General features: G+C 74.8%; 10 protein-coding genes. 1 reads left to right on the forward strand and 9 read right to left on the reverse strand.

Annotated features, from left to right (window positions below):
- Positions 1-127 precede the first annotated feature (127 nt).
- From IAG43_RS10050 to lepA, 3 genes are all read right to left on the reverse strand, one after another.
- The gene (locus IAG43_RS10050) at positions 128-2,089 is read right to left on the reverse strand and encodes an ATP-binding SpoIIE family protein phosphatase (protein WP_187740413.1); all 1,962 of its coding nucleotides are present in this window, start codon (positions 2,087-2,089) and stop codon (positions 128-130) included.
- A 529-nt stretch (positions 2,090-2,618) separates the two neighbouring features.
- A complete protein-coding gene (locus IAG43_RS10055; RefSeq protein ID WP_187740414.1) occupies positions 2,619-4,508 on the reverse strand; it encodes an AMP-dependent synthetase/ligase in 1,890 nt (629 codons plus the stop codon).
- A 341-nt stretch (positions 4,509-4,849) separates the two neighbouring features.
- Entirely contained in the window at positions 4,850-6,712 is a 1,863-nt protein-coding gene (gene lepA, locus IAG43_RS10060; RefSeq protein WP_187740415.1) for a translation elongation factor 4, read from the reverse strand.
- Positions 6,713-6,959: 247 nt separating this feature from the next.
- Between lepA and rpsT the strand changes: the two genes are divergently transcribed.
- The gene (gene rpsT / locus IAG43_RS10065) at positions 6,960-7,226 is read left to right on the forward strand and encodes a 30S ribosomal protein S20 (protein ID WP_187740416.1); all 267 of its coding nucleotides are present in this window, start codon (positions 6,960-6,962) and stop codon (positions 7,224-7,226) included.
- A 344-nt stretch (positions 7,227-7,570) separates the two neighbouring features.
- Here rpsT and holA read toward each other — a convergent pair whose 3' ends face one another.
- The 6 genes from holA to IAG43_RS10095 form a co-directional block, all read right to left on the reverse strand.
- Positions 7,571-8,557 (reverse strand): DNA polymerase III subunit delta, encoded by a 987-nt coding sequence (gene holA, locus IAG43_RS10070; RefSeq protein WP_187740417.1) that lies wholly within the window; start codon positions 8,555-8,557, stop codon positions 7,571-7,573.
- A gap of 45 nt (positions 8,558-8,602) precedes the next feature.
- The gene (locus IAG43_RS10075; RefSeq protein WP_187740418.1) at positions 8,603-8,848 is read right to left on the reverse strand and encodes a hypothetical protein; all 246 of its coding nucleotides are present in this window, start codon (positions 8,846-8,848) and stop codon (positions 8,603-8,605) included.
- A gap of 20 nt (positions 8,849-8,868) precedes the next feature.
- Positions 8,869-9,702 (reverse strand): arylamine N-acetyltransferase family protein, encoded by an 834-nt coding sequence (locus IAG43_RS10080; protein WP_187744383.1) that lies wholly within the window; start codon positions 9,700-9,702, stop codon positions 8,869-8,871.
- Positions 9,703-10,067: 365 nt separating this feature from the next.
- Positions 10,068-12,635 (reverse strand): ComEC/Rec2 family competence protein, encoded by a 2,568-nt coding sequence (locus tag IAG43_RS10085; RefSeq protein WP_187740419.1) that lies wholly within the window; start codon positions 12,633-12,635, stop codon positions 10,068-10,070.
- Positions 12,636-12,715: 80 nt separating this feature from the next.
- Positions 12,716-13,462, reverse strand: coding sequence for a ComEA family DNA-binding protein (locus tag IAG43_RS10090; protein ID WP_343075578.1), 747 nt, complete (start codon positions 13,460-13,462; stop codon positions 12,716-12,718).
- Between the two features lie 785 nt (positions 13,463-14,247).
- The gene (locus tag IAG43_RS10095) at positions 14,248-15,093 is read right to left on the reverse strand and encodes a DegV family protein (protein ID WP_187740420.1); all 846 of its coding nucleotides are present in this window, start codon (positions 15,091-15,093) and stop codon (positions 14,248-14,250) included.
- Positions 15,094-15,271 lie beyond the last annotated feature (178 nt).

Here is a 15,271-nt window from a genome sequence, read left to right on the forward strand (position 1 = left end):
CCGCCGCCCGCGCCCCGCACCACGGGCGGCGGGCTCCGGGCGGCGGGCTCCGGGCGGCAGGCTCCGGGCGGCAGGCTCCGGGCGGCCGCGAGCGCGGTGCGCTCGCGGCCGGGGCCGTCAGTCGGCGTCAGTCGGCGGCCCTGGCCTGGAGGACCAGCAGGGCCAGGTCGTCGCCGGGCGGCGTCGGGGCGAACGCGTGCACCGCCGCCCTGATGCGGTCCGCGACGGCCTGCGCGGGCAGCCCCGCGCACCCGGCCAGCACCGCCGCGAGACCGTCCTCGTCGTCGAACATCCGCGCCCCCGAGCGCCGCTCGGTCACCCCGTCGGTGACGCACAGCAGCGTGTCCCCGGGGGCCAGGTCGAAGGTGGTGCTGCGGTACGCGTCGTCGTCGACGACGCCGAGCAGCAGCTGGGACTCGGCGACGGGGGTGACCGAGCCGCCGGGCCGCAGCAGCAGGGGCAGCGGGTGGCCGGCGCTGGCGAGGGTGCAGCGCGCGCCGCCGGAGCCGTCGGACGCGGGGACGACCTCGCCGTAGAGCAGGGACAGGAAGCGGGAGTGGTGGCCGTCGGGCAGTCCGGCGCCGGGCGCGCCGCCCGTCGCGTAGAGGGCGGCGGCCTCCGCGGCCTCCACGGCGTCGTCGAGGAGGAGGCCGTTCAGGCGGTCCAGGACCTGGCCCACCTGGTAGCCCTCGCGGGCGAGCAGCCGCAGCCAGGGGCGGGCGAGGCCGGTCACCACGGCGGCCTCCGGGCCGCTGCCCTGGACGTCCCCGAGGACGAAGCACCAGCGGCCGGAGGAGCCGGCCTGGAAGACGTCGTAGAAGTCGCCGCCGACGACGCCGTCGCCGCTGGGCTCGTACACCAGGCAGGTGTCCACGCCGGGGATGCTGCCCACCTTGCTGGGCAGCAGGCCGCGCTGGAGGACCTTGCTGATGGTCGCCTGGCGGGTGTACTCGCGGGCCGAGCTGACGGCGAGGGCGACCCGGCGGGTGAAGTCCTCGACGAGGGCGGTCACCTCCTCGGGCAGCCGGACGGCGCCGGTCCGCCCGGCGACGAGGACGCCGAGGGAGCGGGCGCCGACCGCCAGCCGGTACGCCACCGCGGCGCCGGAGGTGGCGCCCGTGCCGTCGCCCGCGGGCCACGGGACGGGCTGCGGGCCCCCGGCACCCGGTTCGGGCGGCTTGGGCGCCTCCCCGCCGAGGGCCTCCTTCAGCTGCTCGGTCCGGGACTCGTCGCGGTGCCAGACGCCCGCGAGCCGGGGAGCGGGCGGCCGCCGGCCGCCCGCACGCGGTCCGTGGTGCCCGCCCTCGTCGTCCAGCCACACGGCGCACCAGTCGGCGAGCCGCGGGACGAGCAGCTGGCCGGCGAGCGCGGCGACCATGTCCTCGTCGAGCTGGCCGGCCAGCAGGTCGGACGCCTCGGCCAGGAAGGACGCAGCGCCGCCGCGGGCCAGCCAGTCCCATTCGTCGCGGCCCGGCGGCAGGTCGAGCACCGCCTCGCCGGTGTGCACCGGACCGTCGGCGGCGGCCGCGGCCCCGGGGCGCGGACGGCTGCCCCGGCCGTCGAGGGGGATCCGCGCCCAGACCGACTTCACGGCGGCGCGGTAGGTGACGCCCCACCGCTCGGCGAACGCGGCGACCAGGTGGAGGCCGCGCCCGTAGTCGGGGGTGCCGGACTGCTCGGAGCCGTGCGGGTGGCTGTGCACCGGCCGGTCGGGGTGGTGGTCGCAGACCTCGACGACCAGCGCGGCGGGCTCGCCGCCCTCGGGGCCGTCGTAGCGGCAGAGCAGCTCCGCCGCCGTGCCGGCGTGGACGACGGCGTTGGTGACCAGCTCGCCGGCGACCAGGGCCGCGTCGTCCGCCATCCGCTCGGCGCAGGGCACGCCGGGCGGGCATCCGCCGTGTCCGCGGCAGCGGGCGCACGGGTCGAGCGCGCCCAGCAGCGTCCAGTCGGCCACGGCCGCCCGTACCAGCCGCCGGGCGGTGGCGGGCGCGAGCAGGTTGCCGGGCAGGCAGACGCGCACCCCGTGGTCACCCGGGTCGGACCACCCCGGGGACGTGGGTGACGTGCGGCTGCCGGTCTCTCGCTGCAAGGGAATGGACCTCACGTGCGGCTCCTGGTCGGTGCTGTGTGCGCCGCTTATGACACCGACAGGGTGACAGACAGAGCCCGTTCATACGCACGGAGTCACCGAAATCGCGGTGGACTTTCCGGTCGTGCCTGGTCGGGGGGCGTGTCGCGGACATCACGTGAGACGGCCTTGTGTCGTCCGAGGGGGGCGTGCGCCCGCTCGCGCACATCCCCGGCGCGGCCGCGCGCCGAGGGCCGGGCGCCCGCGCTTCCGCCCGGACGCCCCCGCGCGCCGGTGCGGAGAGCGTATGCCCGGCTCCGCCCCGCGGGCGCCGGGCGCGCGGGGCGGCCAGGGCGGGGCGGGCGGCCACGCGGGGCGGGGCGGCGTACGCGGGCGCCCGGGACGCCTCCCGGGGGCGGCGGCGCACACGGGCGCCCGGCCTCCCGCGGGGACGCCCTCGCCCCTCCCGGAGCCCCACGCGGCGGCGCCGGGGTCCAGGGGGTGTTCCCCGTGGACCCCGGCGCCGGGTGCGGCTCGCCGTGCCGTGCGGCTACGCCTCGCGGGAGCCCGCGTACATGTCCTCGATGAGGTGCTTGTACTCCTTCTCCACGACCGGGCGCTTGAGCTTGAGGCTGGGCGTCAGCTCACCGTGCTCGACGTCGAGGTCGCGGGGCAGCAGGCGGAACTTCTTGATGGTCTGCCAGCGCTGGAGCCCCTCGTTGAGGCGGGCCACGTAGCCCTCGATGAGCTTCTCGGTCTGCGGGGCGGCCACGACCTCCGCGTAGGACTTGCCGCCGAGGCCGTTGTCGGCCGCCCAGCCGAGGATCGCCGGCTCGTCGAGCGCGATCAGGGCGGTGCAGAAGTTCCGGTCGGCGCCGTGCACCAGGATGTTGGAGACGAACGGGCAGACGGCCTTGAACTGGCCCTCGACCTCGGCCGGGGCGATGTACTTGCCGCCTGAGGTCTTGATGAGGTCCTTCTTGCGGTCGGTGATCCGCAGGTAGCCGTCGGCGGAGAGCTCGCCGATGTCGCCGGTGTGGAACCAGCCGTCCGGCTCCAGGACCTCGGCCGTCTTCTCGGGCAGGCCGTGGTAGCCCTCCATGATGCCGGGGCCGCGCAGCAGGATCTCGCCGTCGTCCGCGATGCGCACCTCGGTGCCGGGGACCGGCTTGCCGACCGTGCCGGTGCGGTACGCCTCGCCCGGGTTGACGAACGAGGCGGCGCTGGACTCGGTGAGGCCGTAGCCCTCCAGGATGTGGATGCCGGCGCCGGCGAAGAAGTAGCCGATGTCGGGGGCGAGGGCGGCCGAGCCGGAGACGGCGGCGCGCAGCCGGCCGCCGAAGGCCTCGCGGAGCTTCGAGTAGACGAGCGCGTCGGCGACCTTGTGCTTGGTGCTCAGCCCGAACGGCGCCGAGGCCTTGCCGGTGCGGCGGAAGTTGTCCTGGGTCACCTTGGCGTACTCGCGGGCGACGCCCGCCGCCCACTGGAAGATCTTGTACTTGGCGCCGCCGCCGGCCCGGGCCTTCGCCGCGACCCCGTTGTAGACCTTCTCGAAGATGCGCGGCACCGCGGCCATGTAGGTCGGCTGCACGACCGGGAGGTTCTCGATGATCTTGTCGACGCGGCCGTCGACCGCGGTGACGTGACCGACCTCGATCTGCCCCGAGGTCAGTACCTTGCCGAAGACGTGGGCCAGCGGCAGCCACAGGTACTGCACGTCGTCCTCGGTCACCAGGCCGGTGGCGGCGATCGCCTTGGCCATGTACGACCAGTTGTCGTGCGGGAGCCGTACGCCCTTGGGCCGGCCGGTGGTGCCCGAGGTGTAGATGAGGGTCGCGAGCTGGTCGGCGGTGATGGCCGCGATCCGCTCCTTGACGGCCTCCGGGTGCTTCTCCAGGTAGGCCGCGCCGCGGGCCTCCAGATCGGCGAGGCCGATCACGAAGCCCTCGGGGTCGCCGGCGTCGGTCCCGACACCCTCGGTGTCGATGACCACGACGTGCTTCAGGGCGGGCAGCTCGGCACGCTTCTCACGGGCCTTGGCCAGCTGCGCCGCGTCCTCCGCGATCAGCACCCGGCTGTCGGAGTCGGAGAGGATGTACGCCGACTCCTCGGCGTTGGTGGAGGGGTAGACCGTCGTCGTGGCGCCGCCGGCGCACATCACGCCGAGGTCGGCCAGGATCCACTCCACCCGGGTGGCGGAGGCGAGCGCGACGCGGTCCTCGGGGGCGACACCCAGCTCGATCAGGCCGGCCGCGATGGCGTAGACGCGGTCCGCCGCCCGGCCCCAGCTCAGGGACTTCCACTCGTCGGGTCCGCTGCCCGACGACGGGGGCACCGGGTAGCGGTAGGCCTCGCCGTCGGGCGTGGCCGCCACGCGCTCGGCGAAGAGGCTCGCCACCGAGGGCGGCCGGTTCTCGATCTGGGTCTGGGTTTCGCTCACGACGTCCTCCGGGCCTGCGGCAGCACTGCACGACTGGCTGGTTGTTTAACTGGCGAGTAACCATCGAGCCGTGATCAGGGTAGAGCGCGCGGGAGCGGCGCGTAAGGGCCTGCGGGGTGCCGCTTGATAACGAACGGAGCGCAGGTCCGCTCCCCCGAGAGGTCAATCCGTGGCATGTACATGTAACGATTGGCTCCCCGCGGACACCGGAAAGCGCCCGCCACTGCCTTGACGAGCGCTTTACCTTCCGGTGGCCGGGAGCTCATGCCCCGGCCACCGGCGCCGTACCGCCGCGGGCGCCGCGCACCGGATTCCCCCGGCGCGGCCCCGCCCGGCGCGGCCTACTTCTTCTTGCCGCCCTCGTCGCTGGAGAGCACGGCGATGAAGGCCTCCTGCGGCACCTCGACGGAGCCGACCATCTTCATCCGCTTCTTGCCTTCCTTCTGCTTCTCCAGCAGCTTCCGCTTACGGGAGATGTCACCGCCGTAGCACTTGGCGAGGACGTCCTTGCGGATCGCGCGGATCGTCTCGCGGGCGATCACCCGGGAACCGATCGCCGCCTGGATCGGCACCTCGAACGCCTGCCGCGGGATGAGCTCGCGCAGCTTCGCCACGAGGCGCACACCGTAGGCGTACGCGGCGTCCTTGTGGGTGATGGCGGAGAAGGCGTCCACCTTGTCGCCGTGCAGCAGGATGTCGACCTTGACCAGGCTGGAGGCCTGCTCACCGGTGGGCTCGTAGTCGAGCGAGGCGTAACCGCGGGTCTTCGACTTCAGCTGGTCGAAGAAGTCGAAGACGATCTCCGCGAGCGGCAGCGTGTAGCGGATCTCGACCCGGTCCTCGGAGAGGTAGTCCATGCCGAGCAGCGTGCCGCGGCGGGTCTGGCAGAGCTCCATGATCGAGCCGATGAACTCGCTCGGGGCGAGGATCGTGGCCCGCACGACGGGCTCGTGGACCTCGTCGATCTTGCCCTCGGGGAACTCGCTCGGGTTGGTGACCGTGTGCTCGGTGCCGTCCTCCATGGTCACGCGGTAGACCACGTTCGGGGCGGTGGCGATCAGGTCGAGGCCGAACTCCCGCTCCAGGCGCTCCCGGATCACGTCCAGGTGCAGCAGACCGAGGAAGCCGACGCGGAAGCCGAAGCCGAGGGCGGCCGAGGTCTCCGGCTCGTACACCAGGGCCGCGTCGTTGAGCTGGAGCTTGTCGAGGGCGTCGCGCAGCTCGGGGTAGTCGGAGCCGTCCAGCGGATACAGGCCCGAGAAGACCATCGGCTTCGGGTCCTTGTAACCGCCGAGCGCCTCCGTGGCGCCCTTGTGCTGCTGGGTGATCGTGTCGCCGACCTTGGACTGGCGGACGTCCTTCACACCGGTGATCAGGTAGCCCACCTCGCCGACGCCCAGGCCGTCGGCCGGGAGCATCTCGGGCGAGTTGGTGCCGATCTCCAGCAGCTCGTGGGTGGCGCCGGTCGACATCATCCGGATGCGCTCGCGCTTGTTGAGCTGGCCGTCGACGACACGGACGTAGGTGACCACGCCGCGGTAGGAGTCGTAGACCGAGTCGAAGATCATCGCGCGGGCGGGTGCGTCCGCCACCCCGACCGGGGCCGGGACCTCGCGGACCACGCGGTCCAGCAGCGCCTCGACGCCGACACCGGTCTTCGCCGAGACCCGCAGCACGTCGTCCGGGTCGCAGCCGACCAGGTTCGCCAGCTCCTCGGTGAACTTCTCCGGCTGCGCCGCGGGCAGGTCGATCTTGTTGAGCACGGGGACGATGGTGAGGTCGTTCTCCATCGCCAGGTAGAGGTTGGCGAGGGTCTGCGCCTCGATGCCCTGCGCCGCGTCCACCAGCAGGACCGTGCCCTCGCAGGCGGCCAGCGACCGCGACACCTCGTAGGTGAAGTCGACGTGCCCGGGGGTGTCGATCATGTTGAGGATGTGGGTCTTCCCCTGGGCCTCGCCCTCGGTGGGCGCCCACGGCAGACGGACGGCCTGGGACTTGATCGTGATGCCGCGCTCGCGCTCGATGTCCATGCGGTCGAGGTACTGCGCGCGCATCTGCCGCTGCTCGACCACACCGGTCAGCTGGAGCATCCGGTCGGCGAGCGTGGACTTGCCGTGGTCGATGTGCGCGATGATGCAGAAGTTGCGGATCAGCGCCGAGTCGGTACGGCTCGGCTCGGGCACGTGGATAGGGGTCGCGGGCACGCAGGGTCCTGATTCTGTGGCAGACGCCGGGTCGGTGGAGGCTCGCCTCGGGTCGATGTCGGATCGATACGTAGGCTCCATGGTCCCACGCGTACGGGGCTGCGCCCGGTTTGGGCCGCCGGAGGGACGGCTGGTAGCCTGAGCAGCTGTGTCTCGTGTCCTCCCTCTCTGGACAGACATCCCGAGCCCGACGGGCCCGGGGAAGAGGCGCACACTCGAAGATCATCGATCCTGAAAAGGCTCTTTCGTGGCGAACATCAAGTCCCAGATCAAGCGGAACAAGACGAACGAGAAGGCGCGCCTGCGCAACAAGGCCGTCAAGTCGTCCCTCAAGACCGCGATCCGCAAGGCCCGCGAGGCCGTCGCCGCCGGCGACGTCGAGAAGGCGACCGTGGCCTCCCGCGCCGCGGCCCGTCAGCTCGACAAGGCCGTCTCCAAGGGTGTCATCCACAAGAACGCCGCTGCCAACAAGAAGTCGGCACTGGCCTCCAAGGTGTCCTCCCTCCAGGGCTGAGCTCACGACTGATCGCCGCCAGGGATCCAGCGGGCCCTCTCTTCCGCTCCCGAACGGCACCCCTCGCGCCGCACGCGGCCTGCGTTCGCCACGCGGGTGCGGCGCACCGAGCTTCATGTGAAGGCCCCGGTGGCCGTCCTTCCCCAGGACGGCCACCGGGGCCTTCGCCATGCCCGGGGCCGGGCGGAGGCGGGTGAGTCGTGAGCAGGGAGAAGGGGGCTCAGGGGCGGCACGCTCGGAACGATGCGGCTCGGGTGCGCCGGGAACGGGGCAGGCGCGGGACAGGCGCGGGACAAGGAACGGGCAGGCGCGGGGCGACTCGGGCGCGCTCGGGGTGGTACGGCTCAGGCGCGCTGGGAGCGGGCGGCCCGGGCGATGGCCACGACCGCCTTCTCCAGTGCGTACTCCGGGTCGTCCCCGGCGCCCTTGACGCCCGCGTCGGCCTCGGCCACCGCGCGCAGCGCGACGGCGACACCGTCCGGCGACCAGCCGCGCATCTGCTGCCGGACCCGGTCGATCTTCCACGGCGGCATGCCCAGCTCGCGGGCGAGGTCCGCAGGGCGGCCGCCACGGGCGGAGAGCAGCTTGCCGATCGCCCGGACGCCCTGCGCGAGCGCACTGGTGATCAGCACCGGCGCCACGCCCGTCGACAGCGACCAGCGCAGGGCCTCCAGCGCCTCGGCCGCCCTCCCCTCGACCGCCCGGTCGGCGATCGTGAAGCTCGACGCCTCGGCGCGGCCCGTGTAGTAGCGGCCGACGATCTCCTCGTCGATCGTGCCCTCCACGTCGGCCGTCAGCTGGGAGACGGCGCTCGCCAGCTCGCGCAGATCGCTGCCGATTGCGTCCACCAGCGCCTGACAGGCCTCGGGGGTCGCCGACCTGCCGAGCGCCCTGAACTCCTGTCGCACGAACGTCAGACGCTCGGCGGGCTTCGTGGTCTTCGGACAGGCGACCTCCCGCGCCCCCGCCTTGCGGGCGGCGTCCAGCAGGCCCTTGCCCTTCGCCCCGCCGGGGTGCAGCAGGACGAGGGTGATCTCCTCGACCGGCGAACCGAGGTACGCCTTCACGTCCTTGACCGTGTCGGAGGAGAGGTCCTGTGCGTTGCGGACGATCACGACTTTGCGCTCGGAGAAGAGCGATGGGCTGGTCAGCTCCGCGAGCGTGCCGGGCTGGAGCTGGTCCGCGGTGAGGTCGCGTACGTCGGTGTCGGCGTCGGCCGCCCGTGCGGCGGCCACCACCTGCTGCACGGCACGGTCGAGCAGCAGGTCCTCCTGGCCCACGGCGAGCGTGACAGGGGCGAGCGGATCGTCGGTCGAACTGTTCCTGGCCATCGCGGTCAAGCATCCCACGGGGCGCCGACAGCCCCGCCCGGGACGTCAGTGCGCCTCACGCCAGCCGTCCCAGCCGGCCACGTACTCGTCCAGGGCGCCCGCGTCCAGCAGCCCCTCCGGATCCTCGACGACCACCAGCCACTGGGCGTCCTCGGCGTCGTCCTCGCCCGCCAGCGCGTCCCGCACGAGGCGGGGCTCGTCCGGCACGGCGAAGTGGTCGCCGAGGGTCTCGGCGACCTCTTCGGCGGCGTCCCGGTCGGGGAGCACCAGCACATGTCTCACATCGTCCACGGCCACATTGTGCCGTCCGGTCACACCCCGGCCGCACCCGCGCGGACGCCGGGGAACACCGCAGCCCGCGGCACCTCGCCGAAGTCCAGCCCGAAGTGCTCCCGGTAGGCGTCGAGGACCTCCTGGTCCCCGTCCAGCATCCGCTCGTCGCGCCGCCCGTGGACCGTCCTCACCAGCTTGCGGCCCGACAGGGTGACCCTGCCGTCCTCCGTGAACCGCGAGCAGACCAGCGAGGCGGTGAAGTGCGAGGACGGCGACGTGCGGTGATACCAGCAGGCCGCGCCGAACTCGGCCAGCTCGCGCGGCCGGAGGTCGACCCTCAGCTCCGGCCTGCCGTCCCGCAGGACGTCGACGTCTCCGTGATCCGGCGCCTCGACGACGCGGAAGGCCCCGGACGGATCGGTCTGGTCCGCTCTCCCTTCCAGCAGCAGCGGGTAGCGGGCGTGGTCGCCGAAGCCGACGTCGGCCAGCCACGGGCCGCCGCCGTCCGCCGTCTCCACCCGCAGCGTCAGATGGTCGAACGGGATGCCCAGCCGGCCGTCCCGGCCGAAGACACGCGCCTGGTGCAGCGTCACCCGGAAGCCGAGGGAGCGGAGCAACGCGGCGAACGCGCCGTTGAGTTCGTAGCAGAAGCCGCCTCTGCGGGCGTCCACGATCTTGGCGACCAGCCGGTCCTCGGTGAGGACCACCTCCTCTCCGAGGTGCACGGACAGGTTCTCGAACGGCACGGTCAGCAGGTGCCGTTGCTGGAGCTCGCGGAGCGCGTCCGCGTCGGCCCGCCGGGGCCGCGCGGCCCCGATGCGGTCGAGGTAGGCGTCCGTCTCACGCGACGACAGCTCGTGCGCCGGCGCCATCAGGTACCCGGCGGGGCCGCCGGGAGCGGTCGCGGCCCGGGCCGGGTCCTCCCCGCCCTCCGGGGCGTCCGGGTCCGGGACGTCCGGGGCGTCCCGGTCCGGCTGGGGAGCCTGCGCCGGGTGCGCGGAGTGCGGCGGAGGGGGCTGCGACGGGTCGTCGGGCTGCGGATGGGCTGCGGTCTCCATGGCAGCAGTCTCCTCGGCTGACGGCCCCCGCACCATGCGCTCCCGTCACAGCACGGGGCGGGCAGGCCGGCAGCTCATGCCACGAGGGCTGCCCGCTCAGGGCGGGCGTCGCCCGGCCCCCGACTCCCCCGGCCCGGCCGCGGCTCATGCGGGCGTCCGGCGTCCGGGCCCGCAGCGGCTCAGGGCGGGCGTCCCCCGCTGGTGGTGACGCCGAGCCGTTTCCCCGCGCCCGTGACGGCGAGGGAACCGTGCAGGTCGGTGCGCAGGACCGTCGCGCCCACGGAGCGCAGCAGCGCCACCGTGCGCGGTGAGGGGTGGCCGTACGGGTTGTCCCGGCCGCAGGAGATCAGGGCGACGCGCGGCCCGACGCCGGCCAGGAGTGCCGGATGCTGGTAGGCGGAGCCGTGGTGCGCCACCTTGAGCACATCGACCCGGGGCAGCACCGGACGGGCGCGTGTCAGCGCTCGTTGCGCGGGGGGCTCCAGATCGCCGAGCAGCAGCAACGACAGGCCGCCCGCCGCCCGCACGCGCAGGGTCACGCTCGCGTCGTTCGGTTCCTCGGGCAGCGCGCCCGCTCCCGCGACGGGCCAGATCACCTCCCACTCGACGCCGCCGGTGCGCCTCCGCTCCCCCGCTGCCGCCCGCACCACGGGAACGCCCGCCCCGGCGGCCACGCGCCGTACGAACTCCGCCTGCCCGGCGGGCTCCTCCAGCGCGGTCGTCTGCACAGCCCCCACCCTCCTGCCCCGCAGCACGCCGGGCAGCCCGGCGACGTGATCGGCGTGGAAATGTGTGACGACCAGCAACGGGACGCGGGTGACGCCGAGTTCCCGCAGGCACCGGTCGACCGGCTCGGGATCGGGGCCCGCGTCCACGACGACGGCGGCCCCCTCCCCTGCGGACAGCACCGTCGCGTCGCCCTGGCCCACGTCGCACATCACGTACGCCCAGTCCGGCGGCGGCCAGCCCGTGACGACGCGGGTCAGCGGTGCCGGGCGGAGCACGACCAGGAGCAGCAGCAGTGCACCCACCGCACCCGCGACCGGATGCCGGGGGGTGCGGCGCACCAGGAGCAGCACGATGCCGGTGACAGCGGCGAGCAGCAGTCCTCCGGGCCAGCCGCCCGGCCAGTCCACCGTCGCGCCGGGCAGTGACGCCCCGCCCCGGGCGACGGACGCGATCCAGCCGACGGGCCAGCCCGCCACCCGTGCCAGGAACTCGGCGGCCGGCATCGCGGCCGGGGCGATCGCCAGTGCCGCGAAGCCGAGCACGGTGGCCGGCGCGACCGCCAGTTCGGCCACGAGGTTGCACGGGACGGCGACCAGGCTGACACGGGCGGCGAAGACCGCCACCACCGGTGCGCACACGGCCTGGGCGGCGGCGGACGCCGCGAGCGCCTCCGCGAGCCGGGGCGGCACTCCGCGCCGGTCCAGCGCGGCGCTCCAGCGGGGAGCGATCGTCAGGAGGGAGCCGGTGGCGAGCACCGAGAGCAGGAACCCGTAACTGCGGGCCAGCCGTGGGTCGCAGAGCACCAGCAGCAGGACGGCCGCCGCGAGCGCCGGCAGCAGGGAGCGGCGCCGGCCCGTGCCGAGGGCGAGCAGGGTCACCAGCCCGCAGGCGGCCGCCCGCAGGACGCTCGGCTCGGGACGGCAGACGACCACGAACGCGAGGGTGAGCGCGCCCCCGGTCAGCGCCGTGCCGCGCAGGGTGATGCCCAGCCGAGGCGCGAGACCCCCGCGTTCGGCCCGCAGGGCACGGCCCGGCGGACCGATCAGCAGGACGAGGACAATGGTGAGGTTGCTTCCGGAAACGGCGAGCAAATGCGTGAGATCGGTGGCCTCGAATGCCTTCCGGAGGTCGGCGGTCAGCCGGGAGGTGTCGCCGACGACAAGGCCCGGCAGCAGTGCCCGCGCGTCCGGGGGCAGCCCTTCCGTGGCGTCGCGCAGGCCCTCCCGCAGCCCGCCGGCGACCCGCTGCACGGTGGACGGAGGACCGGTGACGCGGGGCGGTCCGGAGCCGTACGGGCGCAGGACGGCGGCGAAGCGGTCGTCGGGGCGCATCGGGGGTGCGAGGGTGCCCGACAGCCGGAGCCCGGTGGAGGGCAGCAGGCGCTGCCACGGGCCCTCGGTGCTCCGGGCGGACAGCAGGACCAGGAGCGGGGTCCGCACCTCGGTGACCGCTCCTCCCGGCGCCGTCACCCTGGTCGCCAGGACGTCGAGAGCGATGCTCCCGGGCGAGGTGCGGTGACCGGTGACCTGGGGGCCGGTGGGGCGCGGGTCGGACACCACCGTGGCGTCCACCGTGACATGAGCGCGCTGGCCCGCCAGTCCGGGCAGCGGCCCGCGGCGCGCCTCCGCCGCGTGGAGCCCGGCCGTGGTCGCTCCGGCGGCCGCGCAGAGCAGCGCCGCCGCCGCGGCCGTGCCGGTGCCGGACCCCGCCAGGCGAAGGAGCCCGCGGCGGACGGCGGGCCGATGCGGACAGGTGCCGCTCACGGCCCGTCGGCGGGATCGGCGGGAGACGAGCAGCAGCGCGGCCGCGCCCGACAGGCAGACGGCGACTCCGGCAGCGGTCCATCCGCCCGGTGCCCCGAGGGCGAGGGCGGCCGCAGCCCATGCCGCCACGGCCGGCGGCACGAGGCGCAGGTCGGCGGGGCCCTCCTCTCTGGGGTCCGATGCGCCGAGCCGCCCGCCGGCGCCCGCGTGCACCCGGGCACGGGGAGGAGCCGCGCCCGGATCGACGGCGGGCACCGGGTCACCTGCGGTGCCCGGGCCTGCCCCGTGAGGGGTGGCCGGACCCTGCCCGGTGCCCGGAGGCTGTTCGGGCGGGATCACGGTCGCACCCGGTTGCGCAGGTCCGCGAAGCGGCGGTCTCCGATGCCGTTGACCTCGCGGAGTTCGTCGACGGATCGGAATCCGCCGGTGCGGGTGCGGTGGTCCACGATGTGCTGGGCGAGCACCGGGCCCACCCCGGGCAGCGTCTCCAGCTGCGCGGCGGTCGCGGAGTTCAGGCTGACCGGGGCCGCGGGCGCCCCGGCGGCCGTGCCCGCGGAGGCGGCCGGGGCGCCCGCGGCGAACGCCGTCCCCGGAAGGCCGACCACGACATGCTCGCCGTCGGTGAGGACGCGTGCACGGTTGAGACCGGTGAGGTCGGTGCCCCGCTCCGCTCCCCCGGCCGCGGCCAGGGCGTCCTCCACCCGCGCCCCGGCGGGAAGCCGCAGTACACCCGGCCGGCGCACCGTGCCGCTGACGTCCACCACGATGCGCGCGCCGGTACCGGGTGACGCCATGTCCGGTCCGGCCGTGTCCGGCGAAGGGTCGGGCGCGACCGGGGTGTCCTCCGCGACCGCGGCGGCGACGGCTTCGCGCCCGACCACCTCGGGCACGGCCACCTGCTGCGGGCGGCCGCTCCAGAAGTGCTGGGCGGCGAAGAGGGCCGCGGCGGCGAGGACGACCCCCAGGGCGGCGAGTGTGCGCCGCTCCAGGCCGCAGTGGAGCCGGACCCACAGCGGGAGGCGGTCCCGCGCCGCCTGCCGCAGCCGGGACGCACGGGTCGGCCCGTGGCCGTCCTCCGGCACGGGCGGCTCCCCCGGCACGTGCCGTTCGTCCGGCAGGCCGCCGTACGGCGGCCCTCCCGCCGCGGCGGGCTCCGGCGTGCCGTCGCTCCCGTCGTGGCCGGCCCGCAACGAAGGAGGCCGCTCCGGCCACGCAGAACTCCCCCTCGGCCCGCCCCCGGAACCCGCGTCCGCTGCCGTGCCCGGGTGGCCTCGCAGGGCCCCCGCGTCCGGCAGCGGTAGTCCACCGGCTCCGTCGCTCCCGGCCGGCCCCGCCCCCGGGACCGGATCTCCGCGCCCGCGCCCTTCGCCGGGACCGGACCCTTCCGCCTCAGCGGCCCCGGCGTCCGCTCGCGGCAGGAAGAGCGCGTCCGCACGGCGTCGCACGGCATCGGCCGCGCCGTCGCCCCGGCGGGCCGCGGGCCGGGAGCGTGACCCGCCGGGCCGCGCGGTCGGTCCGTGCGCGGCGGGAACGGTCCCGGCGTCCTCACCGGGCGGAGCGGCCCCGCTCGCCGGGCGGGGCCCTCCCGTCGCACGGTGCCGACCCGCCGGCCCGCCCCACAGCGAACCCCGCAGAGGTCCCCGCGGACGGCCACGGCCGGTCCTGTGGCGCATGCGCCCGTCCGAGGCCGCCCCGCGGCCGGGTCCACTGGTGGCAGAAGGTGATCGAAGCATCATGGGCAGGACGTTAGGCAGGTCCGCCCGACCCCGCTGAGAGGGATCAAATCTCGTGGACAGAGCGCCTGTTGTGGATAACTCGGTCACTCGGACGAGTGGTTGCGCTCCACGCCACCCGCCCTCGCCGGCGTCTAGCGGGACGACACCACGACACCCAGCAGTCCGGGGCCGGTGTGCGCCCCGATCACGGCGCCGACCTCGCTGACGTGCAGTTCGGCGAGCCCGCCCACCCGGTCGCGCAGCCGGTCGGCCAGGGCCGAGGCGCGCTCGGGCGCGGCCAGGTGGTGGACCGCGATGTCCACCGGCCCCGCCCCCGCCCGCTCGACCGCGATCTCCTCCAGCCGGGCGATGGCCCTCGACGCGGTGCGCACCCGCTCCAGGGGCTCGATCCGGCCACCCTCCAACTGGAGCAGGGGCTTCACGGCGAGCGCCGATCCGAACAGCGCCTGCGCGGCGCCGATGCGGCCGCCCCGGCGCAGGAAGTCGAGTGTGTCGACGTAGAAGTAGGCGGAGGTCCCGGCGGCGCACTTCTCCGCCGCCGCCACCGACTCGTCCAGCGAACCGCCCGTGCCGGCCGTTCCGGCGGCGGCCAGTGCGCAGAAGCCGAGGGCCATCGCGACCATGCCGGTGTCCACCACTCGCACCGGAACCGGTGCGTCCTTCGCCGCGAGGACCGCCGCGTCGTAGGTGCCGGACAGCTCCGCGGACAGATGGAGTGAGACGATGCCGGTCGCCCCGGCCTCCGCACAGGCCCGGTAGGCCGCGGCGAACGTCTCGGGGCTCGGCCGGGAGGTCGTCACCGGCCTGCGCTTCTGCAGTGCGGCGGCGAGCGAGCGGGCCGAGATCTCGGTGCCCTCCTCGAGGGCCTGGTCCCCGAGGACCACGGTCAGCGGCACCGCGGTGATGCCGTGCCGCTCCATCGCCGGTGCCGGCAGGTAGGCCGTTGAATCGGTCACGATCGCGACATGGCGGGACATGAGCGGGAGGTTACCCGCAGGAGCTCCCGCGAAGCAGCCCCGCCCCCTCCTCAGGACGTCACGGGCCGCGGACGCGGCGGCCCCGTGCGTCCTCGCCGCCGGGGCGACGCGCCGGCTCACCGTTCCGCCCCGCACCGGACACCGCGCACGAACGACCCGGCCACCGAGGCGCCGGGTC

The sequence above is a fragment of the Streptomyces genisteinicus genome (genome assembly GCF_014489615.1).
Classification (GTDB): domain Bacteria; phylum Actinomycetota; class Actinomycetes; order Streptomycetales; family Streptomycetaceae; genus Streptomyces; species Streptomyces genisteinicus.

Excerpts from the sequence above, each read along its gene's own strand:
- holA (WP_187740417.1), bottom strand. The coding sequence starts at position 8,557 with ATGGCCAGGAACAGTTCGACCGACGATCCGCTCGCCCCTGTCACGCTC.
- IAG43_RS10095 (WP_187740420.1), bottom strand. The coding sequence starts at position 15,093 with ATGTCCCGCCATGTCGCGATCGTGACCGATTCAACGGCCTACCTGCCG.
- IAG43_RS10080 (WP_187744383.1), bottom strand. The coding sequence starts at position 9,702 with ATGGCGCCGGCGCACGAGCTGTCGTCGCGTGAGACGGACGCCTACCTC.